Origin of the sequence: Methylophaga pinxianii, assembly GCF_020447225.1 — a bacterium.
In the GTDB taxonomy this organism is placed as follows: Bacteria; Pseudomonadota; Gammaproteobacteria; order Nitrosococcales; family Methylophagaceae; genus Methylophaga; species Methylophaga pinxianii.
Window position 1 is genome coordinate 1 of the sequence record NZ_JAJAEO010000164.1, and the last position, 21410, is coordinate 21410.

At 43.1% G+C, this 21410-nt stretch carries 19 protein-coding genes, 1 pseudogene and 1 riboswitch; of the genes and pseudogenes, 8 read left to right on the forward strand and 12 right to left on the reverse strand.

Features of this window, described 5'->3' with window-relative positions; genetic code table 11:
* Nucleotides 1–479: 479 nt before the first annotated feature.
* Nucleotides 480–1694 (reverse strand): endonuclease/exonuclease/phosphatase family protein, encoded by a 1215-nt coding sequence (locus LGT40_RS06535; RefSeq protein WP_226070066.1) that lies wholly within the window; start codon nucleotides 1692–1694, stop codon nucleotides 480–482.
* Between the two features lie 108 nt (nucleotides 1695–1802).
* On the opposite strand from LGT40_RS06535, the pseudogene LGT40_RS06540 reads away from it, so the two are divergent.
* A pseudogene (locus LGT40_RS06540) lies at nucleotides 1803–4143 on the forward strand (fatty acid cis/trans isomerase).
* Here LGT40_RS06540 and hpnC read toward each other — a convergent pair.
* From hpnC to LGT40_RS06565, 5 genes are read right to left on the reverse strand one after another with little or no spacing between them, the layout of a single operon-like run.
* A complete protein-coding gene (gene hpnC / locus LGT40_RS06545) occupies nucleotides 4128–5021 on the reverse strand; it encodes a squalene synthase HpnC (RefSeq protein ID WP_226070150.1) in 894 nt (297 codons plus the stop codon). The pseudogene LGT40_RS06540 and the gene hpnC overlap by 16 nt on opposite strands.
* Nucleotides 5011–6297, reverse strand: a complete 1287-nt coding sequence (locus LGT40_RS06550; protein WP_226070068.1) for a DNA recombination protein RmuC — start codon at nucleotides 6295–6297, stop codon at nucleotides 5011–5013. The genes hpnC and LGT40_RS06550 overlap by 11 nt, the downstream gene beginning before the upstream one ends.
* Nucleotides 6288–6947 (reverse strand): HAD family hydrolase, encoded by a 660-nt coding sequence (locus LGT40_RS06555; protein ID WP_226070071.1) that lies wholly within the window; start codon nucleotides 6945–6947, stop codon nucleotides 6288–6290. Before LGT40_RS06555 ends, LGT40_RS06550 begins: the two co-directional genes overlap by 10 nt.
* The gene (gene ubiG, locus LGT40_RS06560; RefSeq protein ID WP_226070073.1) at nucleotides 6947–7648 is read right to left on the reverse strand and encodes a bifunctional 2-polyprenyl-6-hydroxyphenol methylase/3-demethylubiquinol 3-O-methyltransferase UbiG; all 702 of its coding nucleotides are present in this window, start codon (nucleotides 7646–7648) and stop codon (nucleotides 6947–6949) included. The genes LGT40_RS06555 and ubiG overlap by 1 nt, the downstream gene beginning before the upstream one ends.
* Entirely contained in the window at nucleotides 7645–8964 is a 1320-nt protein-coding gene (locus tag LGT40_RS06565; RefSeq protein ID WP_226070075.1) for a TRZ/ATZ family hydrolase, read from the reverse strand. The genes ubiG and LGT40_RS06565 overlap by 4 nt, the downstream gene beginning before the upstream one ends.
* Before the next feature lie 37 nt (nucleotides 8965–9001).
* On the opposite strand from LGT40_RS06565, the gene mtnA reads away from it, so the two are divergent.
* Genes mtnA through LGT40_RS06580 form a run of 3 tightly spaced genes read left to right on the forward strand, consistent with a single transcriptional unit; the run spans nucleotide 9002 to nucleotide 11620 of the window.
* Entirely contained in the window at nucleotides 9002–10054 is a 1053-nt protein-coding gene (mtnA, locus tag LGT40_RS06570; RefSeq protein WP_226070077.1) for an S-methyl-5-thioribose-1-phosphate isomerase, read from the forward strand.
* Between the two features lie 10 nt (nucleotides 10055–10064).
* Nucleotides 10065–10739, forward strand: coding sequence for an SDR family oxidoreductase (locus tag LGT40_RS06575; RefSeq protein ID WP_226070080.1), 675 nt, complete (start codon nucleotides 10065–10067; stop codon nucleotides 10737–10739).
* The gene (locus tag LGT40_RS06580; protein ID WP_226070082.1) at nucleotides 10733–11620 is read left to right on the forward strand and encodes a hypothetical protein; all 888 of its coding nucleotides are present in this window, start codon (nucleotides 10733–10735) and stop codon (nucleotides 11618–11620) included. Before LGT40_RS06575 ends, LGT40_RS06580 begins: the two co-directional genes overlap by 7 nt.
* Here the strand turns inward: LGT40_RS06580 and pnuC are convergent.
* The 6 genes from pnuC to LGT40_RS06610 all read right to left on the reverse strand — a co-directional run bounded on the left by pnuC (nucleotide 11617) and on the right by LGT40_RS06610 (nucleotide 16963).
* The gene (pnuC, locus tag LGT40_RS06585; RefSeq protein WP_226070084.1) at nucleotides 11617–12240 is read right to left on the reverse strand and encodes a nicotinamide riboside transporter PnuC; all 624 of its coding nucleotides are present in this window, start codon (nucleotides 12238–12240) and stop codon (nucleotides 11617–11619) included. The two genes, LGT40_RS06580 and pnuC, sit on opposite strands and share 4 nt — an antisense overlap.
* Nucleotides 12240–12497 (reverse strand): YkoF family thiamine/hydroxymethylpyrimidine-binding protein, encoded by a 258-nt coding sequence (locus tag LGT40_RS06590; protein WP_226070086.1) that lies wholly within the window; start codon nucleotides 12495–12497, stop codon nucleotides 12240–12242. The genes pnuC and LGT40_RS06590 overlap by 1 nt, the downstream gene beginning before the upstream one ends.
* 45 nt (nucleotides 12498–12542) lie before the next feature.
* On the reverse strand, nucleotides 12543–14684 hold the full coding sequence (locus tag LGT40_RS06595; RefSeq protein WP_226070088.1) for a TonB-dependent receptor: 2142 nt from the start codon (nucleotides 14682–14684) through the stop codon (nucleotides 12543–12545).
* A 62-nt stretch (nucleotides 14685–14746) separates the two neighbouring features.
* Nucleotides 14747–14852, reverse strand: a riboswitch (TPP riboswitch).
* Between the two features lie 111 nt (nucleotides 14853–14963).
* The gene (locus tag LGT40_RS06600) at nucleotides 14964–15533 is read right to left on the reverse strand and encodes an SRPBCC family protein (RefSeq protein WP_226070090.1); all 570 of its coding nucleotides are present in this window, start codon (nucleotides 15531–15533) and stop codon (nucleotides 14964–14966) included.
* An 87-nt stretch (nucleotides 15534–15620) separates the two neighbouring features.
* Nucleotides 15621–16541 (reverse strand): HTH-type transcriptional regulator CysB, encoded by a 921-nt coding sequence (cysB, locus tag LGT40_RS06605; RefSeq protein WP_226070092.1) that lies wholly within the window; start codon nucleotides 16539–16541, stop codon nucleotides 15621–15623.
* A gap of 77 nt (nucleotides 16542–16618) precedes the next feature.
* Nucleotides 16619–16963 (reverse strand): hypothetical protein, encoded by a 345-nt coding sequence (locus tag LGT40_RS06610; RefSeq protein WP_226070094.1) that lies wholly within the window; start codon nucleotides 16961–16963, stop codon nucleotides 16619–16621.
* A gap of 246 nt (nucleotides 16964–17209) precedes the next feature.
* Here LGT40_RS06610 and LGT40_RS06615 point away from each other — a divergent pair, with 246 nt between their 5' ends.
* From LGT40_RS06615 to cysN, 4 genes are all read left to right on the forward strand, one after another.
* On the forward strand, nucleotides 17210–18010 hold the full coding sequence (locus LGT40_RS06615; protein ID WP_226070096.1) for a sulfite exporter TauE/SafE family protein: 801 nt from the start codon (nucleotides 17210–17212) through the stop codon (nucleotides 18008–18010).
* A gap of 31 nt (nucleotides 18011–18041) precedes the next feature.
* Nucleotides 18042–18740: a phosphoadenylyl-sulfate reductase gene (locus tag LGT40_RS06620; RefSeq protein WP_226070098.1), complete on the forward strand. Its 699-nt coding sequence runs from the start codon at nucleotides 18042–18044 to the stop codon at nucleotides 18738–18740.
* Between the two features lie 12 nt (nucleotides 18741–18752).
* Nucleotides 18753–19655: a sulfate adenylyltransferase subunit CysD gene (gene cysD / locus LGT40_RS06625; RefSeq protein ID WP_226070100.1), complete on the forward strand. Its 903-nt coding sequence runs from the start codon at nucleotides 18753–18755 to the stop codon at nucleotides 19653–19655.
* Nucleotides 19656–19771: 116 nt separating this feature from the next.
* The gene (cysN, locus tag LGT40_RS06630) at nucleotides 19772–21202 is read left to right on the forward strand and encodes a sulfate adenylyltransferase subunit CysN (RefSeq protein ID WP_226070102.1); all 1431 of its coding nucleotides are present in this window, start codon (nucleotides 19772–19774) and stop codon (nucleotides 21200–21202) included.
* The last annotated feature ends 208 nt before the right edge of the window (nucleotides 21203–21410 follow it).

Sequence of the window (21410 nt, forward strand, 5' to 3'; positions counted from 1 at the left end):
TTTTTTTTTCTCTATCGTTTTGACAAAGTGAGCTATTGGAACGAAGTGACCGTCAATTACTCCTGCAGTGACTGTATACCATCCATCCATAGAGATAATAAAAACATCAGAACAGACAATGTTTCTGGTATTGGTCTGCATTTAATGTACGTGAAGGCAGAGGAGAGATGCGGCCATCCCTTGGGATAAACGATAATTCATCCTGCTGCCATAATAGCTGAACAGCAGGTTACTCCATTACCTACTCTATGGAGACATTACATGAACCGTTTCTGTGCATGACTGTTATTTATTATGGCCAGGCGCATTTTCACTATTTCCTGGGCCAGCAGGGTCATGACCTGGTGGAACGTGTCCATGCTTGTAATGTCCACATCCAGACATCAGCATAAAAGCTAAAATTAGAATGGCCGGTACTTGCTTGGATAGTTTCAAAATATAATCCTTCCTCGTTTAGTTTTTTGAAGCTAGTAAAGTTACTAACTTGGATTTGGTACTTCTTTTTCACTCACCTCTTCAGATGAAAGCTTCTCGTTGGCTAAGATTTGGTCTTCCTTATCGGCTTCAAGTCCGGATGAGACATTTTTACTTCGAGAATTAACATAGACCAATTGGGTAAATAAGGCAAAATGATCAGATCCAAAATGCGGTAAGCGACGCATATCATAAAGTTTGAAATGCGGACTATGGAATAAATGATCCAAAGGCCATCGCATAAACCAATAATCAGCATGAAATGTATTGAACATTCCTCTACCAATACGCGGGTCTAATAATTTACTGATCTTGCGAAAAAGGCGAGTGGTAGTTGACCATGCTACATCATTGAGATCTCCAGTAACAATCACTGGAATATCAGCATCTACTACACTCTTGGCCACCATCACTAACTCTGCATCTCGTTCAGATGACTCTTCATTCTCAGTCGGACTCGGCGGTGCTGGATGCAAAAAATGCATGCGAATATCCTGTCCAGATGGCAGGGTTAAAAGTGTATGGATCGATGGAATGTCATCTTCAACCAAAAACTCAATGGTAGATTTAGATAAGGCATATCTGGAAAACACATGCATTCCATATAAGTTATCGAGTGGGCAGCTTATTTGATAAGGATAATCATTTTCAAGAGATTGGAGCTGTGTTTCCCACCAATGATTTGTTTCTAGGGTGACCAGAATATCTGGAGTATATTCCTCAACAAAGCTAATAAGCTTGTCAGCATTGCGATTCGACATAAGAACATTTGTAGTTATGATTTTTATGCTGTTATCAGGATCATTCTGAGATGTTTGCTCGACTTCATAGGGGTAGATTTTTGTATAAGGCAATATCCACCAAAGTTGATAACAAAAAGAAAATAAAGTTGGCAAAAACAATAGCCAAAAGCTTAATTTGGTGTAATCAAGAAATACTAATTCAGCAAATAGTAAAATCAATGCCAATATCAAAAACTGCATGCGTGGAAAATCAAAAGCACGGATCCACCATTTTTCACACCTCAACAAACTCAATAAAGATGCAGACAATAGAAAAATTACTAATGGCGTAAATATATATATAAGAATCAAAAGTGCTCCAAATCTAATAAATCCGAAAATGTATAAAACGTCAGCATAAACCTGTTTACCCGCTGGCCGCCTAAACAATAACTGTAATAAAACAAAGCGGCTTTTATAAAATTTAACTGTTTGCATGCTTGCTGCACTCAAGGTATTGTGCCTTGTTGTTTTTAGCAAACTTTAACTACTATCCGGGCAGGTCTTCAGCTCAATAAATTTGGCGCTGTGCTGCAGGGAAAGAGCATGTATAAATTTTTAATACTTATATTCCTTGTCGTTTGTGTGTCTAGCTGTAGTGATGAAAAATATGACCTTCCTCCCGCACAAATACCCAAAGCCGCAACTCATAACATTTCATACCAAGACGATGTCCGACCAATCATCGAAAAAAAGTGTATTGCTTGTCATGGCTGTTTTGATGCTCCATGCCAGCTTAAACTGGAGTCGCCATCAGGTTTGTTGCGTGGTGCTCATCATCATGAGGTTTATGATGGAAAACGTACCGAAGCGCAAACACCAACTCGGCTTGGGATTGATGCAAACAATGAAGCAGAATGGCGAAAGCTTGGTTTTTATTCTATCTTGAGCCAGAACAATGAGACGAAACCGTTACTCTACAATATGCTGGCATTAGGGAAAAGATATCCTCTACCTGCAAATACAAAGATCCCAGACTCCATTAAACTGGGAATCCGTCGCGAAAATCTTTGTGTGACCGATAATGAGTTTTCTTCTTATGCACAAGAGCATCCATTGGAAGGAATGCCATTGGCTGTATCTGGTTTGACCAATACAGAATTCTCAGTCATCGCCGGGTGGCTTGAGCAAGGCGCCAAATTTAATTTAAATAATATAGAGATAACAGACAATGATCTTGAAGCAGTAGCAGACTGGGAGAGATTTTTTAACCAATCATCCAAAAAATCTCAATTAGTTGCCCGTTGGTTATACGAACACTTATTCCTAGCGCATATCTATTTTGATGAGACGGCTAAGGAGCCTCAGTTTTTCGAACTCGTTCGATCATACACGGTCCCTGGCAAGGCAATTGAGATTGTTAATACTCGTTTACCAAACAATGATCCTGACAAGCCGTTTTATTATCGATTGAGAGCTCTCGATGGCATGATTGTTCAAACGTCATATTACCTTTAAGTTAGATAAAAAATTACGCCAGCGAATAGAGGCATTATTTTTTAAAAATGATTGGACGGTGAACAAACTACCAGGATATACGTATGAACACCGGGCCAATCCATTTATAACCTTTGCCAATATTCCTGCTCAAGCCCGTTACCAATTCATGTTGGAGCATGCTGAATACTTTACTCGTACTTTTATTCGTGGACCTGTTTGTCGGGGGCAAATAGCTACGGATGTTATTCACGATCATTTCTGGGTAATGTTTCAGGATCCAGAGCGGGACTTATTCATTACAGATAAAAAATATCATAATCAAGTTGCACCATTACTCGGCTTACCGGGACAAAATGATGATTTGTTAAAAACAGGAAATAACTGGGATAAATACAAAGCCAAACGTAATCAATACCATCTCAACCGCAATGAACACTATCGTGAATTTGCCCCAAATTGGGTCACCCGTACTTCAATATGGGACGGTGAGGGAGAAAATCAAAATGCTTTACTGACAGTATTTCGTAATTTTGATAGTGCCAGTGTCCAAAAAGGGTTTATTGGTGATATTCCTGAAACAATTTGGTGGATGGACTATCCATTATTTGAGCGGACTTATTACGAATTAGTTGTCAATTTTGATGTGTTTGGCAACCTTGCACACCAGCTACAAACCCGGATGTACTTCGATTTGATTCGTAACGGTGCCGAGTACAATTTTCTGCGTTTACTCCCCCGAGACAAACGTCAGGAAATACTCAATGAGTGGTATAGCGGTTTAGGAAAATTAAAGACACATATTACTTATGCGCCTTTGGATATAGAGACTCCCACAGTAGAAAAGTACGAAACAGAATCTGTAAAAGATGAACTCGCGAGAAATATCCTGCAGGATTTGGCGGATATTAATGCCATGGAAAAAGATAGCCTGAACCGTTGTGAGACAAAACAGTGTTATCGACATGATCAGGCAGAATGGATTCATAATGTAGATGCTCAACTGGCAGAACTGACCTCCAAAAAAGCGGAATTCATTTCGGGCTTAAATTTTTTACCGGAAATGACATTTTTGCGGGTCAGTAACAATGAAGGACAACGCACGATGTATTCGATTATCCGAAATCGTGCTCATACAAATGTCGCCTTCATTTTCGGTGAGTCATTAAGACATCAACCAGAAAATGATACCTTGACCATTTACCCGAGCATTGCAGGTAGTTATCCCAACTTTATTTTTGATGTACCTGCTTCACAAATTTCTGAATTCAGTCATCAGTTAAAATCTGCAAATACACATAAGCGCTTTGAAAACATAGTCCTGCAGTGGGGAATACGCAGAACACATCCTCAATTTTGGGAAAAACTGCATGATTTTACCGCTTGGCAAAAAGAGCAGCAGCCATTGGAAGCCGGCATATTTGATATAAACCGTTACGAAAACTTATGAACAATTTGTTTATACCGCATTTTTATCGCACTGTTCATGAGCACAGCAAAAATCCTTTTACGCGACAATCTAGGTCGCTGCAAAAGCGAGACATCTGATTGCTGTTTAAGTGCTGCAAGGGTTGTGATACCACCTAATGTCATGGCTCTAATTTCCCAGCCCAGACGACCGGGAACGGTTAAGCCAAGTTCAACACCTTTACTCATGATGCTTTCAGTACGTAAATACAGACTTCGTAGTATTGGAGCCAGTTTATGTGTCTCAGGACATATCAAATCCACTTCATTGATTCCAATTTTCGTCAGTTCTTCCTGGGGAATGTAAATTCGGTTCTGTTCAGTGTAGTCCTGCACAATATCTTGATAAAAATTAATTAACTGGAGAGCAGTACATATGGCATCAGACTGCTCAAGCTGGTGTTCAGTCGGCTCTCCCTGCAGATACAGTAAAAGGCGGCCCACCGGATTTGCTGAAAATCGGCAATAATCAAGTACTTCGTCAAATGTGGCGTAACGTGACTTGATCACATCCTGCTTGAACGCAGTCAGCAGATCTTCCAGTAAAGTCACCGGGAGGTTAAAGCGCTTAATACTGTCTTCTAATGCGACAAAAATCGGATCGTTACCCTGATAGCCCTGGTTTGCAATATCAGTTAAATACTGGCTGTAACCATTCAGCAAATTTAGTCTATCTGCTAAAGGATGGTCGCCTTCATCAGCGAAATCATCCGCAGTGCGAGCAAAAGCATATATTGCCGCAATCGGCTGACGTAACTTCCGAGGTAAAAAAATGGATGCCACTGGAAAGTTTTCGTAATGCGACTTTGCAAGGTTAAGACAAAATGCGTAGGCATTGTCGACCTCGGATTTACTCTTCATCACTCAGATTTTGAACCTGTCGGGGCATTTGCTCTACTGGAGGTAATTCAGTGATCTCATTTTTACTGCTAATGCCCATTTCAGTAAATTTTCGTGCACCAGGTAAGACCTGACGCTCCAAAGAGCCAACAGCGCTATTGAAGTGATTCACACTGCTGCCAAGGCTATTCCCGAGTTTGCTTAGATGATTGCCGAAGGTAGAAAGCCTTTTATAAAGCGTTTCTCCAAGTTCTCGGATGATCTCAGCATTTTCTGCCAATGCCTGTTGTTTCCAGCCATAGGAAACAGCACGTAATAAGGCAATGAAGTTAGTTGGTGTCGCCAGAATAATATTCTGACTCATGCTGTCTTCCAGTAACGCAGGATCTACTTCAAGCGCAGCCGATAGAAACTGTTCGCCGGGAATAAATAACACAACAAACTCTGGTGACCGTGAATATTCCGCCCAATAATTTTTGCGAGAGAGTTCTTTAACTCGGCCGCGAATGATTTGGGCATGGCGCTTTAGTTCCTGTTTACGCGTTATCTCATCTTTGGCCTGAATCGCTGACAGATAAGCATCTAATGGTGTCTTGGCATCAACAATAATTTCACGTTTTTCCGGTAAACGAACAATCATATCGGGACGAATATTGCCGGTTTCAGTCACGGTATGTGTCTGTTCGAAAAAATCACAATAGGCAACCATACCACTCAGCTCTGCCAAACGCCGTAGTGTCATTTCACCCCATTGTCCACGAACTTCAGGACGACGCAATGCCTGAACCAGATTCTGCGTTTCCTGCTGTAACTGCTGTTGACTCAGGGTCATTTGGGCAATGGTAGTTGTTAAACTGCCATAAGCCTCCTTACGCTCCTTCTCGATATCATGAATTTGTTTGCTGGTTTGCTGTAATGCTTCATTAATGGGTTTGAGCATCTGTTCAATGGCTTTTTCTTTGGTTCCCAAATCAGCTTTGGCTTCGCTTTGAAAGCGTTTCAGGTTTTCTTCAGCCAGGCGTAAAAAGTTGGTGTTGTTGCGTGTTAGCGCTTCATTAGAAAGCTGATTGAAAGTATTGGCCAGCTGATCACGCGTTTGATCAAGGATTTCATCCAATTGTTGTTTATTTTTTTGTTCCAGCTGTAAAGTCAGTTCAAGCTCTGCTGAACGTTTTTCCAACTCACGCAGTTTGCCACTGCGAAGCGCCATTCCAATGACAATTCCCAGCAAAATGCCGATCGATAATACAATGAATAAGTCCTGATATTGCAGGAGTGACTCCAGGCTTAAATCCATTGTAATATCTCGTGGGGATGATTAATCATGCAGTCTGCCTGCCAGGTTTCAGGTTTGTCGCTGTCAGCAATATATCCATATAAAGCCACCACAGAACGCATATGCGCATTATGCGCTGCCTGAATATCGCGCTCTGCATCACCGATATAAATACAGTCTATTGGCTTAGCATCCACAAGTTCACAAGCATGTAACATCGGTGCGGGATGTGGTTTGCTGTGTGGGGTTGTATCAGCACTGACAATACAGGCTGCTGCTTCTGTTAACTGCAACGCTTCCATTAACGGTATGGTTAGAAATGAGGGTTTATTGGTCACCACTCCCCAGCGGATATTATTAGCTGTCAGGCCATCCAGAACTTGTTGCATGCCAATAAATAAAGTGGACTCCCGTGCAATATTTTCTGCATACACACTTAAAAAGCGTTGCTGTAACGCCGGATAAATAGGATCTTCTTTTTCAATGCCAAACCCGAGCTTCAATAAACCGGCACTACCATGACTGGCAACAGGTCGAATCAGTGCATGATCCAATGGTTTGTTGCCTTCCTGTTCTAACAGGGTATTTAATGCAAAACCCAGATCAGGTGCTGTATCGACAAGCGTGCCATCCAAATCAAATAGCACAACGTTAAACGGAGAAATAAACACTATATTTTTCTACAATGAACGAGGTAGTTGACATCCACATCTTTACTGAGTTTGTAGCGGCGGGTCAGCGGGTTGTAGCTGATACCGGTAATGTCGCAAACATGTAGGCCAGCTTCACGGCAGCAACGAGCCAGTTCCGCCGGGCGAATAAAACGTGCGTAATCGTGGGTGCCTTTGGGGAGCATTTTAGCAATATATTCGGCACCGACAATGGCTAATAGATAGGCTTTTGGGTTGCGGTTTAACGTTGAAAAAAACACATCACCGTCCGGCTTTGCCATTGTCGCACAGGCATTAATAATCGCCTGTGGATCGGGCACATGTTCGAGCATTTCCATGCAAGTCACTACATCAAATTCATCCGGATGATTTTCTGCCATGGCTTCTGCGGTTATCAGTTCATATTTGATTTTCAAACCAGCTTCCAGCGCATGCAGTTTGGCGACATTAAGTGGCATTTCGCCCATATCTATGCCAATAGTTTCTGCCCCACTTTTTACTAAAGACTCAGTGAGAATACCGCCGCCACAACCTACGTCTACGGCCTTGGCATTTTTTAACTGAGCCCTTTCATTAATAAAGGCTAGCCGTAGCGGATTGATTTCATGTAACGGTTTAGATTGTCCTTCAGGATCCCACCAGCTTGAAGCCAATGCATCAAATTTAGCGACCTCTGCTGGATCAACATTGTGTTTTGTCATGAGACAGACCTTATTTTTGTAGCCCATTCTTGCGCCTGGGCTGATATATGTTGACCATTCATTGTGGTCAATTGCCGTTGTTTCAGCAATTGTTTACCGGCTACCCACACATCAGAGACCTTATCGCGGCCAGTGGCATAAACTAATTGTGACGGTAAGTCATAAAAGGGTTGTGTTTCTATATCACTCAAATCGATAGCGATAATGTCAGCTGCTTTGCCGATTTCAAGTGTGCCGGTCACTGAATCAATCCCTAGCGATTTTGCCGCGTTAATAGTTGCCATTTCCAAAGCTTGATAGGCAGGGACGACACTGGGATCACCAGCTACGCCTTTTGCCAGAATGGCGGTTTGGCGCATTTCCGCAAACATATCCAGATCATTGTTGGAAGCAGCTCCATCGGTACCAATACTGATATTAACGCCCCGATCTATCAAGGCAGCAATTGGAGAAAATCCACTGGCCAGCTTCAGGTTTGATTCGGGGCAATGTGCGATATGAACTCCCGCTTCGGCACACCAGTCCATTTCTTCTTCTGTCAGTTGCGTCATATGCACAGCAATCAAGCGTGGTGAAAGTAGTCCCAATTCTTTCAGTCGCGCTAATGGACGTTTGCCATATTGCGTCAGACTATCGTTGACCTCTGCAGCTGTTTCATGAATATGCATCTGTATTGGTAAATCCAATTCTTCCGCATTAATCATAATCGCCTGGAGTGTTTTGTCCGAAACGGTGTAAGGGGCGTGTGGAGCATAATTGGTTGTAATGCGCGGATGGTGACGGTACTTATCGTGTAAAGCCTGTCCTTTATGTAAGTATTCATTTACATCTTTTGCCCAGTTAGTGGGAAACTCAATTACAACCATGCCAAGGCTGGCACGAATACCACTGCTATCAACGACACGCGCCGTTGATTCCGGAAAAAAATACATGTCGCTAAAACAGGTTGTACCACCACGAATCATCTCTGCGATGGCTAAAGCGGAACCAGCCTCGACAAAAGCATCACCAACAAATTGTTGTTCTGCTGGCCAAATATGCTCGTTGAGCCAGGACATTAAGGGCAAATCATCAGCCAGACCTCGGAATAATGTCATAGCCGTATGACCATGATTATTAATTAATCCGGGCATCACGCAATGTTCAGGAAGATCCTGTGTCTGAGTGGGGTGATAAAGTTGTTCCGCTTCAGCTTGCGGTAATAGCGCTACAATATTGCCTTCATGAACAACAATAGAATGATTTTCGAGAATAAGTTGTTCTGCCGTCATCGGCAGACACCAGCGGGCATTAATAATCAGGTCAATGTTTTTCATAGCGTCCGATTATAACCGCCAATAGCAGGAGAACACAGTGCAAAGCATAAGTGAAATGATTCAACCTATTAAATGGCACAGTGAACAACTTCACTTGTTGGACCAACGCTTGCTTCCTTTACAACAAGTCTGGCTCGGTTTTGACTATCCAGAAGATGTCAGCAATGCCATTCGTGAAATGGTGGTAAGGGGCGCGCCTGCTATAGGCGTAACAGCCGCTTATGCGGTGGTGTTAGCTGCTCGCGAGGCTTGGAATAAGGCTGGCATAAACTGGAAACAAGCCATGATAGAACCATTGGCTAAATTGGCAGCGTCCCGACCTACAGCAGTGAATTTGACATGGGCAATTGAGAAAATGACGGCGGTTTATCTCAACCAGCCAGAAACATATTCTGCAGAAGCGGCTTTACTGGAAGCAGCTATTGAAATCCATCAGCATGACATTAGATCTAATCAAACGATGGGAAAGCTTGGAGCCGATCTGATTGATGCAGATAGTACGGTATTAACCCATTGCAATGCGGGAGCACTTGCGACGGGCGGTTTTGGAACGGCTTTGGGCGTTATTCGGCAGGGATTCGCTGATGACAAAATAAAACATGTCTATGTGGATGAAACGCGTCCCTGGCTGCAAGGTGCGCGGTTAACGGCCTGGGAATTAATGCAGGATAATATCCCTTGTACTTTGCAAGCCGACGTGGCGGCTGCCGCATTAATGGCTTCAGGTCAGATTGACTGGATTATTGTCGGCGCCGACCGGATTGCCGCGAATGGGGATGTGGCGAATAAAATTGGTACCTATTCATTAGCGGTATTAGCCAAATATCATCAAGTCAAAGTTATGGTGGTGGCGCCACTTTCAACCATAGACTGGCAGACAGCGTCGGGAAAACAGATTCCAATTGAACAAAGACCATCAAGCGAAGTCACCCATGTTGCCAATCAGCAAATTGCGCCAGAAGGCATCAATGTGGTGAATCCTGCCTTTGATGTCACACCGGCAGAGCTGATAAACGCTATTGTCACTGAAGCAGGCGTTGTGTTGTCACCGTCAACGTCTACAATGAAAAACCTACATAAGCAGAATTAAGGAGCAGGATATGTCACAAACCGCACTGGTAACAGGCAGTAACCGAGGTATTGGGCTCGAATTATGTCGACAGTTAAAAGCTCGTGGCTTTGATGTGATTGCGACATGCCGTCATCGATCTCCTGCTTTGGCAGAGTTAGATGTGGAAGTTATTGAAGACGTTGAGGTAAGCGATCCTATCAGTTTGAAAGCCCTTTCCGAAAAGCTTGGTGACCGTAAAATTGACTGGTTGATTAATAATGCTGGCATTGCAGCGGGGCTTGGGCTCAATGATATTGATACGAATGCAATTGATAGCTTTAAAAGCATGTATGCCGTAAACAGTCTCGGACCCTTATTGACAACGCAAGCATTGATAAATCATATTCCTCAAGGCGGAAAAGTGGGCATTATTACCAGCCGTATGGGATCGATCGCGGATAATGATTCTGGCGGTAGCTATGCTTACCGTATGTCCAAAGCTGCGGTAAATGCTGCAGGCAAATCACTTTCAATCGATTTGAAACCGCGGGGTATCGCCGTGGCGATTCTGCATCCAGGTTGGGTGAGAACAGATATGACAGGGCATGGTGGATTGATCGATGCAAACGAGTCGGCATCGGGCTTATTGGATCGCATGTCAGAGTTGAATATCGAGAATACCGGCACTTTCTGGCATATGAATGGTGAAGTGCTGCCTTGGTAAAATACCCATCGCTTTCTGACCAGCAGCAACATGGCTTGCCGGCACTGAAAAAACCGGCAAGTAGAATACCCGCCCAATTTACTGACAGCAGTCATCAACTTTGGTTTTGTGAAACAGTTGATGGGCCGATGGTGTTGAAGTTGTGTGACCATGCAAATATTCAACAATCATCATTTTGGCGAGGCATGAATAGCCTGTTTAACCTCAATTTTCCGGCGTCGCTGGGAGATATTTCACACGTTTACTACTATATCTCCAACATCAGCTTTTTGAACATTCCTCCATTCATTGCAGCCGCAGAAAGAGAATATGTGCTGACAAGATGGTTATCTGGTAACGATGTCGATGTATCGGTCATAACAGATTCAACGATTAACTCATTGGCTAAACACCTTGGGTTGCTGCATCAACTCCAACGTCAACAATGGGGATGTCTGCAACAGCCAGAATATACAGAAAAAGATTGGCCACTTCGTCTGAAAACAACCTTGCAATTTTTGATGCGGCAACAAGCCGATAATATTGATCCAGCGGTGTTACACCAGGCCCTGGGGCAAATAGAAAAACTGTCGGAAAAGCTATTTGTGCCGATAATGCCTGATTTAAGGTGGGATCAATTTTTAATCCAGCAAGATAACCTCTCAGCACTGGTGGATCTTGATGCAATAGTCTATGGCCCTAAAACCTTAGAATTTGTTTTGCTCGAATATTTATTGGATCAAAAACAGGCCGAGATTTTTGCTGTTGAATATATGAACCATCAAACCATACCTGATTTGACAGCTGTCCGTCTGCCATATCGTTTATTACTGTTTTTAATGAATGTGTTAGGTGAGATGGATTTGGATTCCTGGCTTAATCATCCAAAACGGTTTAATTAGGCCGTTCGAGTCTGCTGTTGGGTTGCTAATAATTTGCGCCATTTAAAATATCCCGCCATAGCGAGAAATAAGTAAATACTGAACATCACGATAGTGGCGTAAAAGCCGGTCAGGGCATAAAGCACAATCGCTGAGCTGTTAATAACTTGCCAATATAGCCAGTTTTCCAAAACTTTACGTGCCATCAATAAAGTATTCATCACCGAAAATACCATTACAAAAGCATCCAGATAGGGATATTGGGTGGGGTGTGCCGATAAGTAATAGCCAAAAATCAGACTGAGAAACCCACCAATAGCCATAAAGACCAGATGATACTGCCATGGCCAGCTGTGAATATTCAGCTCTGCTGTCTGGTTTTCATGACGATGCCAGAGAATAAAACCATAGACCGCCATACCGATGTAATACAGGTTAAGCAAAGCCTGCATCGGCAGCTGATTTTCCCAAAACAGAATGGTGTAAATAATGGTACTGATAAACGCTAATGGCCAGCACCATTGAGACTCACGGGAAGCAAACAGGATATAACCAATACCGAGCAGCGCGGCAAACATTTCCCAGCCGCTCATTCCTGCTAGACCGCTCAGCGTAATATCCCACCAATTCGATTCAGACATCAGTCTTTGACTTGATGACGATCGTTACCAATAAGTTTTAAAACAAAAACACTATGTGGTAATTGGGCAAACACGGCTTCAATTTCGCTGTCCATGGCATCCATGACGTCGCGATACTCACCAAAAATCTGGGTACTTAACGTATTGCGATGCACGATTAATTTCGGATTATTTTCCAACTTGGCAATAAACGCCAGAATCGGTTCAACAAATTGATCGGTAAGTGGATATAGGCTGATATCTACTGAAATTCGCATAATAGTTTCCTTAAGGAAGAAGGGGAGCTACAGCTCCCCTGTATATTAGTAGTCGTATGAGACGGTCATACCAAAAGTACGTGGGTCGCCATATTGCTTATACGTTTTTTTCGTATAATTATCACGCGGGTCGTTGCCAAAGAAAAAGCCACGGGTGTAATAGTCTTTGTCAAATAAGTTGCGGGCCCACAGGGTAAATTTCCAGTTCTGTTGTTGATATTGCAAACTGGTATTGGTGATAGTATAAGAGCCCGATTTGGCATCATGGCTATTAGAAAAATAGAACTCGTCTTTACCTTCAATGTTGGCGCGCAGAGTCCAGTTTGGATTTAGATAGACTTCACCGCCAACGGTAAATTGATAGGCTGGAGCATGAGCCTGACGCCTGCCATCTACGTTAAATCCCTCAGCTTCAAGTTCAGGGTTTTCATACTCGTCAAAAGTTGCACTGAGTAATCCTAATGCAGCAAAGACCCGGAATTGATCATTTATCAACCAGTCCATATCCGCTTCGATACCAATGTTTTTGCCGCGGGCGGCATTATCAAGTGAGTCTTCAAACTCAACCCCTACCGGGATAGAGCTTTTGACTTGGGCATCACGGCGAAGGGCATAAAAAGCTGTGATGTTAGTAGTTAAATCGCCTTCAAGCCAAAGCGATTTCAAACCTACCTCCAGATTCCACATGTATTCGGTATCAAACTCGCGTTTGCTGTTCGGCAAATTATCATTATTATTTACGCCGCCTGATTTATAGCCGCGAGACAATGAGGTGAAGAGCATATGATCATCAGTGAGCTGATAATTTAATCCCAGCTTTCCACCAAATAACGTTTCACTTGGATCTAGATCCAAACCGTTGGAATCTTCATAATCCGCTTCAAAGCGCTCGACGCGTAAACCAGAAATTAATGTCAGTCTGTCGGTTAATGCGGTATCCAATTGACCAAACAAGGCTGTGTTATAGGTTTGGTAATTGTTCTGTAAATTACCAAAGTCGGAAATCAGATCCAGATCTTCATCCTGTGACAGGAAGTAGGCACCGATAACCCAGTCCGTTGTTCCATTAAAAATTCGTCCCGCTTCATCAGATAATAATCGAGTTTCAAATGAATAGTTTTCGCGGCTGCGATTAAAAGTTTCTGACGCATCGTATGGACAGAAAGCGTCATTATCAAAATCGTTATCAGTACAGTTTGCTTGTTGTGCTGGTGTTAATGAATTGAAAAAGTCAGCATTGGCTTCCGCATTGTTCCAATCAGCATCATAACTATAGGTAATATCTGATTTACTGTAGGTTAACGCCGATTCCATCGACATTACCCGATTAATTTGCCAATCAGATTTCAAGGCAAAAGCATTGGTATGTTGCTTATCTTCACCTGGAAAATCTGCAAGACTATTCCGGCTGTTATCCAATGTGAAAGCATCATAACCATTATCAATATTCAGATGCAGTAAATTCAGGTCAATGGTTAAGTCATTATTCACTAACCATTTTAAATGGCTGCGAGCAGTAATTTCATCACGGTTTTGTGTATTGTCACGACCCAGAAAGTCGTTATCCATAAACCCATCTGATTGATAGGTATGAACAGCAACCCGGCCGAGTAAGGTGTCTTTAATTAATGGCCCACCGACGGCAACACCAACGCTACGTGTATTGTAATTACCGACGGTGGATTCAAAATCCATATCCAGCTCGTTGGTGGCCTGTTTGCTCTGCATATTAATTACGCCAGCAAGTGCATTGGTACCGTAACGGGTTCCCTGTGGACCTCGCAGCACTTCGACCTGTTCAATATCAAATAATGTCGCGGCACCACCAGTGCGGCTGAAATCAATGCCATCAATAATTAAACCCACAGATGGATTTAAAGGTGCAGCAAATTGACTGCGTTCACCAATACCGCGGATTTGAAAATACTGACCACGTGAAGCGCCGCTGGAGATATTTACATTGGGTGCGAGATTCAGCACATCTTCAATATGTTGAGCACCACGGGATTCAATAATGTCCTCATCAAACGTGGTCAGGCTGACAGGGATGTCCTGTGCTGCTGCAGGACGGAAATCAGCACTGACCAGCATGGAGGGTAAATCAGTGTTATCTGAGCTTGTTTGAGCAACAACGCCTGGTGAGAAAAGTGCACTGGTAACTGCAATTGAAAGCAAGTTAGGTTTCATGACTATCCTTTTTAAATTCATAAAAAGAACAGGGGGATCACGCCATTTGCATTGATATAGCAAGAAGGTGTTGCCGCCTGTCCCTACGCCAGTATTACCTGGATCAGGTTCATCGGGTCTCCACCAACTGGTGAATCTCAGGCCTTTCGACCACCCCGAGGCTTGTATTAGCAAGTAAGTGAAATATACAGAAAAGTGCGGTGTTTTCCCACCTTAATCTCATTTAACAGATACAAAAAAGGCGTCCAAAGACGCCTCAATGATTAAAGGGGGGTTAGCTTATTTTTCAGCTTTAGCTTTCAACGTGTCTAACCCTGAACGAAAAATACCTTTGATTGCATTAGTAGCTGTTTCGTCGTTTAATTCTTTTGGCTCATGGTGGTTACCGGTATAACCACGGAAAAATTTCGCTAACCAGACAACTTTGGTTTGCTCGCCTTCAGGCTCAACAGTTAACCATGCCTTGTACTTGCTGACAGGAACTGCAGGAATATCGTGCATCTCACCTTCGATATCAACTTGTCCAACCGAACTCATATCATCGATTTCATACATAAAGCTCATTGATTCATCATCAAATTTTTTCAATGTTTCAGTAATTGTTGAATCATTTTTTAATGTTAATGTGCGAGTGGCACCCGGTTCATTACCACCGGAAGCTTTTGTTGAAATGATGGCTGGATGCCATTTGTGCAGACTGTCGAAGTCTTTAACTATTTCCCACACTGTTGCAGCGTCCGCATCAATCATGACAGTTTCTTCAACTTGCAGACGAGAAGCACCATGAGCGAATACCAATGCCGGTAATAAAAACAAGCCTGTAATCAGGCCCTTAAATGCAGCTTTCATTATATTTCCTTCTTATATTTCATTTGAGATGCCAAAAAACAGCTCAATTAAATTACCATCACGTTCCTAAATGCTAAAGGGAAAAATTCACAAAGCGATGGCGTTCTGGATAGTGGATCGCTGCAGGTGAGGGGCAAAAAACTCAATGAAAGCATAGCTGTATCCGCGAAGATAGCTACCTTTTCGGATTCCCATATGGGTTGTACTTGGTTTAAATAAACCACTTGCATCCAGGGCTTTCAAAGGCGCATCTTTTACCGGATCAAACGCCATGCTGGCAATAATACCTATACCTAATCCGAGTTCGACGTAGGTTTTAATGACATCAGCATCCGTTGCAGTGAAAACAACATTCGGTTTCAGACCCCGCTCGATAAATGCTTGATCTTGTTGCGCCCGACCAGTAAAGCCCATTACATAGGTTAGTATGGGATATTCTGATATTGCTTCAAGGGTCAGACTTTTTTCTTTTAACAATGGATGATCGGGGGGCGTAATAACCGTCCGATTCCATTCATAGCAAGGCAGAATTGCGAGATTATCAAATTTCGATAAACCTTCAGTAGCTATGGCCAGATCAACTTTCCCAGTGGCAGCCATCTCCGCAACTTCAGGAGGAGTGCCTTGTACCATATTTAAATGAACGTCCGGATATTTTTCTGAGAAAGCTTTTATCGCTTTGGGTAATGCATAACGAGCCTGAGTATGTGTTGTACCGATAGAAAGCGTACCTTTCTTCTCATGACGACTGTCAGCAGCCTGCTCACGCAAGTTATCCACTTCCTGCAGCACCCGTTCAGCCATGGCAATAACCGATTGTCCAAGTGGGGTAATGGCTGATAAACGTTTTCCATGTCGCTCGAATATTAATAACCCCAGCTCGTCTTCCAACAACTGTATTTGGTTGCTGACTCCCGGCTGAGAAGCATGAAGTGCTTGAGCCGCTGCAGATATGCTAAGTCCGCGTCGAGCAACCTCACGAACATACTTTAATTGTTGCAACTTCATTCGCTATATCCGTTTTCGTTATTAATTTTAGTAAATATATAAATATTGATTATAAAAAAGCAATCTAGCTGGACTTTTTACATTTCGATAATGGGTACGCCCTGCTGAGGGAGGTGAAAAGGCACACTGGTTTGATAATGTTTATCCTCTGTTCCTGTCTCGCTGGTAAACAAGTATTCCTTCTCAGATAATGTGATGTATTCACAGTTGGTTTGAGTACAAATTTTCAGCGCTAACGTTAGTGGATCAGCATTTTCAATGATTTCATAGTTCGATCTGTCTGGAGCCTGCATTAGTAACGGTGGCATAAAATTTCGCACCGGATCAACAAAACTTTTTGAGTTAACGGGGTTAATCAATAGCGCGGTTATCAATGCAGAAGTAGCTGCAGTTATAACTAACAAAATTCGATAAGTTGTCATCTTCAGCCTCTCATCCAAGAGTGTTATTGGGTTAGAGCATCGTCTAAACACCGTGAAAGAAATGTGAACAATTAGCAGTGTCAGTCAATTGAGGTTAAGGCTATGTTAAAAATTGACCCTCGGTTTAGATAGCATGGATTTCTTTATATTCATTTAAATTATATAGATAAAAAATAATATTCATTGATTGAATATTGCCAGCTGGTAAACTTGCTGCCAACAAAGCAGGTTAAGGTTAATTTATTAATGGAATGGGGTTTTTTGCTGGCAGGCCTGGGTGTAGGCATTATGGTCGGGATGACAGGCGTTGGTGGCGGATCGTTGATGACCCCAATTCTGATTTTTGGTTTTGGTATTCAACCTGCAATTGCTGTAGGGACTGACTTATTGTTTGCCGCAGTAACCAAAGCAGGTGGAATTTGGGCTTATTGGCGGCATGGCGTGGTGCATTGGCGTGTAGTCTTGCGGCTTGCTGCAGGGAGTCTACCAGCCACATTGCTGACACTAGGGTTTTTGAGTGCTACTGGTGTTCATGAAGGGAAGCACAATGATCTGATAACGGTTGCTCTGGGCATTGCTTTGATTTTAACGTCCAGTGCATTACTGCTGAAAAACTGGCTGGCCGGGATTATGAAAGCCCGCCAAGGTCATCCTTTAGTGAATTATCTGTATCGTTTACGGCAGGATGAAGCGTTAAAGGCACCGGCAACCGTGATTATCGGCGCTTTACTGGGTGTGATGGTGACTTTATCGTCTGTTGGGGCCGGCGCATTAGGAGCGGTGGTTTTATTGTTTCTTTATCCACGTATGCGTGGCGTTGAAATTGTAGCGACAGATATTGCCCATGCTGTTCCATTAACTGCGGTTGCGGGTTTGGGACATTCTGCAGTGGGTACGGTGGACTGGTCACTATTATCCTATCTGCTGATGGGGTCTTTGCCTGGCATCTACATTGGTTCACATTTGGGTGTAAGAATATCCGATAAGATTTTACGGCCTTTGCTGGCAATCATTTTATTATTGGTTGGCATCAAATGCTTACTGTAAATATAGATAAACGAATGAAAAGTAGTTCGAAATGACTGAAATAAATGAAAAGCTCCAACTGAAAGTCGATGCGGCAAAACAGCTGTTGCAACAGATAGCGGCTGACTATAGTCCTGCTGTTTTAGCGACTAGTTATGGCGCCGAAGACATGGTCTTGATGGATCTGATTGCCAAATTTGCACCTGAAATCGGCATTTTTACTTTGGATACCGGCCGACTGCCTAAAGAAACCTATGAATTAATGCAGCAGGCAAAGCAGCATTATGACGTAGAGGTGGAAGTGTATTATCCGGATGCGTTGAGTCTTGAGCAGTTTGTCACTCATAATGGACCCAATGCCTTTTATGACAGTGTCGATATGCGTAAGCAATGCTGTGGTATCCGCAAAGTAGCGCCATTGAAAAGGGCATTAGCAGGTAAAAAAGCCTGGCTGACAGGAATGCGTCGCTCCCAATCAATTACCCGCAATGAGTTACCGGTGTCTGAGTGGGATGCTGATCATGAATTGCAAAAATTCAGTCCACTGACGGACTGGTCTAATGGTGAAGTATGGAAATACATTCGCGCTTTTGATGTTCCATTCAATGAATTGCACAACCAAGGCTATGCAAGTATTGGCTGTGCGCCATGTACCAGAGCGATTACGCCTGGCGAAGATATTCGTGCGGGACGCTGGTGGTGGGAAAATCCTGAAACCAAAGAATGTGGCTTACACGTAAAGGCTAAGTAACAGAGATAAATTATGACAGAAAAACAACTGACACACTTAAAACAACTGGAAGCCGAAAGTATTCACATTATGCGTGAGGTGGCTGCAGAGTTTGAAAACCCGGTTATGCTGTATTCAATTGGGAAGGATTCTGCCGTCATGCTGCATCTGGCTATGAAGGCATTTTATCCGGGCAAGCCTCCTTTCCCATTAATGCATATCGATACCACCTGGAAGTTTCAGGAAATGGTCAAATTCCGTGATCAGCGAGCAAAAGAGCTGGGGCTGGAACTCATCGTGCATACCAACCAGGAAGGTGTTGAGGCGGGTATTAATCCCTTTGACCATCCTCGTTACACCGACATCATGAAAACTGATGCCTTGAAACAGGCGTTGAGTAAACACGGCTTTGATGCGGCATTTGGCGGTGCACGCCGTGATGAAGAAAAGTCTCGAGCCAAGGAACGAGTGTATTCATTTCGTGATAAAAATCATCGCTGGGATCCTAAAGCTCAACGTCCTGAGTTATGGAATATTTATAACAGCAGAGTCAATAAAGGTGAAAGCATCCGGGTGTTCCCGCTATCGAATTGGACAGAGCTGGATATCTGGCAATACATCTATCTGGAACAGATTCCCATCGTACCGCTGTACTACGCAGCCGAGCGTCCAGTGGTCAATTACAATGGCCTGACCATCATGGTCGATGATGACCGCATGCGTATTCCGGAAGGTGAAAAAATCCGGATGGAAAAAGTACGGTTTCGGACCTTAGGTTGTTATCCACTGACCGGAGCAGTGAAATCAGATGCTGACACTTTGCCTGAAATCATTCAGGAAATGCTGCTGACCACGACATCTGAGCGACAAGGTCGTGCCATTGATCATGATGAAGCTGGTTCGATGGAGAAAAAGAAACAAGAAGGTTATTTCTGATTTCTACATTGAGAGGAATAATCATCTTCCTCATCCAGCAGTAAACAGAATTGAAGAGGATGCTCAAATTGATTGGCATCTTGACCCGTTAAAGATAATTAAACCAGGCACTCAACATGACATACGAAACTGATGCGCTGATTGCGACCGATATCGAAGCCTATCTCAAACAACATGAAAACAAGGAACTGCTGCGTTTTCTGACCTGCGGTAATGTGGATGATGGAAAAAGTACGCTGATTGGGCGACTGTTACACGATTCCAAAATGATTTACGAAGATCAGCTGGAAGCGGTGACGCGCGACAGTGTGAAATCCGGAACGACCGGTAATCAGGTCGATCTGGCTTTACTGGTGGATGGCCTGCAGGCCGAACGTGAGCAAGGCATTACCATTGATGTGGCGTACCGTTATTTCTCTACGACCAAACGTAAATTTATCATTGCCGATACACCAGGGCATGAACAATATACTCGTAATATGGCTACCGGCGCATCAACCTGCCAGTTGGCGGTTATTTTGATTGATGCCCGTTATGGTATGCAGACTCAGACGCGCCGTCACAGTTTTATAGCTTCATTGTTGGGCATAAAACACATCATCGTTGCCATTAATAAAATGGATTTGATGGATTTCAGTGAACAGGTATTTAACGATATACGTAAAGCATATAGCGAATTTGCCCGTGAACTGGAAATTGAAGATATTCACTTTGTGCCAATGTCTGCTTTAAATGGCGACAATGTAGTGAACCGGAGCGAAAACATGCCTTGGTATCAGGGCAGCACAATGATGGAATTGCTGGAAAATATCGAAATCGGTAAAGATGCCAATACCGAAGATGCGCGTTTTCCAGTGCAATATGTTAATCGCCCCAATCTGAATTTCCGTGGTTACTGTGGCACCTTATCTGCCGGTATCCTGAAGCCTGGGGATGAAATTACCGTCTTGCCATCTGGTAAGGAAAGCAAGGTGAAAGCGTTAGTGACCTATGATGGTGAACTGGATCATGCCGTTCCCGGTGAATCAATAACTGTTACTTTGCAGGATGAAGTTGATGTCAGTCGTGGTGATATGATTGTGCATCGGGATCATCAGCCACATGTTTCCAGTCGTTTCAAAGCCATGGTGGTGTGGATGACAGAGCAGCCGTTAGTGGCTAACAAACAATACAATATCAAGGTCGGCGTTTCTGACAGTACGGGTGTGATGACTCAGGTTGATCATCAGGTGGATGTCAATACGCTGGCCCACAATGTGGTAACTGAATTGAAGCTCAATGAAATTGGTTTATGCGAGTTTTCTTTAAACAAACCGGTTGTGTTCGATGCTTATAAGCGTAATCGCACTACGGGTGCCTTTATTGTGATCGATCGTCTGACCAACGTCACCATTGGTGCGGGCATGATTACCGAAGCAATCACGGGTATTACTCATGAGACCACCGCTGCAACTGATATTTCAGCATTTGAAGTTGAGTTAAATGCGCTAATTCGTAAACATTTCCCACATTGGGAAGCTCGGGATATCAGCGATTTACTGAAATAAAGCCCAAACAAATCAGGCCGTTTACACGGCCTGATTTGTTCTTTCATGTCGCCCTCAAACTATTTCACAATTCCCTTACATACTCATTAAATTCTGTTTATCGCTGCAGTAATTAACTGTGTTTGCTTTATGTTAAAGAAATACGAAGTCGAATTTGTAATCGTAAGCAGTTTTTAAAGTAACAATTCAAAAAATTGTAAATTATGTG

Bases quoted from the DNA above. Each gene is read 5' to 3' on its own strand.
- LGT40_RS06535 (WP_226070066.1), bottom strand. From the start codon at position 1,694: ATGCAAACAGTTAAATTTTATAAAAGCCGCTTTGTTTTATTACAGTTA.
- hpnC (WP_226070150.1), bottom strand. From the start codon at position 5,021: ATGAAGAGTAAATCCGAGGTCGACAATGCCTACGCATTTTGTCTTAAC.
- LGT40_RS06550 (WP_226070068.1), bottom strand. From the start codon at position 6,297: ATGGATTTAAGCCTGGAGTCACTCCTGCAATATCAGGACTTATTCATT.
- ubiG (WP_226070073.1), bottom strand. From the start codon at position 7,648: ATGACAAAACACAATGTTGATCCAGCAGAGGTCGCTAAATTTGATGCA.
- LGT40_RS06565 (WP_226070075.1), bottom strand. From the start codon at position 8,964: ATGAAAAACATTGACCTGATTATTAATGCCCGCTGGTGTCTGCCGATG.
- LGT40_RS06575 (WP_226070080.1), top strand. From the start codon at position 10,065: ATGTCACAAACCGCACTGGTAACAGGCAGTAACCGAGGTATTGGGCTC.
- pnuC (WP_226070084.1), bottom strand. From the start codon at position 12,240: ATGTCTGAATCGAATTGGTGGGATATTACGCTGAGCGGTCTAGCAGGA.
- LGT40_RS06590 (WP_226070086.1), bottom strand. From the start codon at position 12,497: ATGCGAATTTCAGTAGATATCAGCCTATATCCACTTACCGATCAATTT.
- LGT40_RS06595 (WP_226070088.1), bottom strand. From the start codon at position 14,684: ATGAAACCTAACTTGCTTTCAATTGCAGTTACCAGTGCACTTTTCTCA.
- LGT40_RS06600 (WP_226070090.1), bottom strand. From the start codon at position 15,533: ATGAAAGCTGCATTTAAGGGCCTGATTACAGGCTTGTTTTTATTACCG.
- cysB (WP_226070092.1), bottom strand. From the start codon at position 16,541: ATGAAGTTGCAACAATTAAAGTATGTTCGTGAGGTTGCTCGACGCGGA.
- LGT40_RS06610 (WP_226070094.1), bottom strand. From the start codon at position 16,963: ATGACAACTTATCGAATTTTGTTAGTTATAACTGCAGCTACTTCTGCA.
- LGT40_RS06615 (WP_226070096.1), top strand. From the start codon at position 17,210: ATGGAATGGGGTTTTTTGCTGGCAGGCCTGGGTGTAGGCATTATGGTC.
- LGT40_RS06620 (WP_226070098.1), top strand. From the start codon at position 18,042: ATGACTGAAATAAATGAAAAGCTCCAACTGAAAGTCGATGCGGCAAAA.
- cysD (WP_226070100.1), top strand. From the start codon at position 18,753: ATGACAGAAAAACAACTGACACACTTAAAACAACTGGAAGCCGAAAGT.
- cysN (WP_226070102.1), top strand. From the start codon at position 19,772: ATGACATACGAAACTGATGCGCTGATTGCGACCGATATCGAAGCCTAT.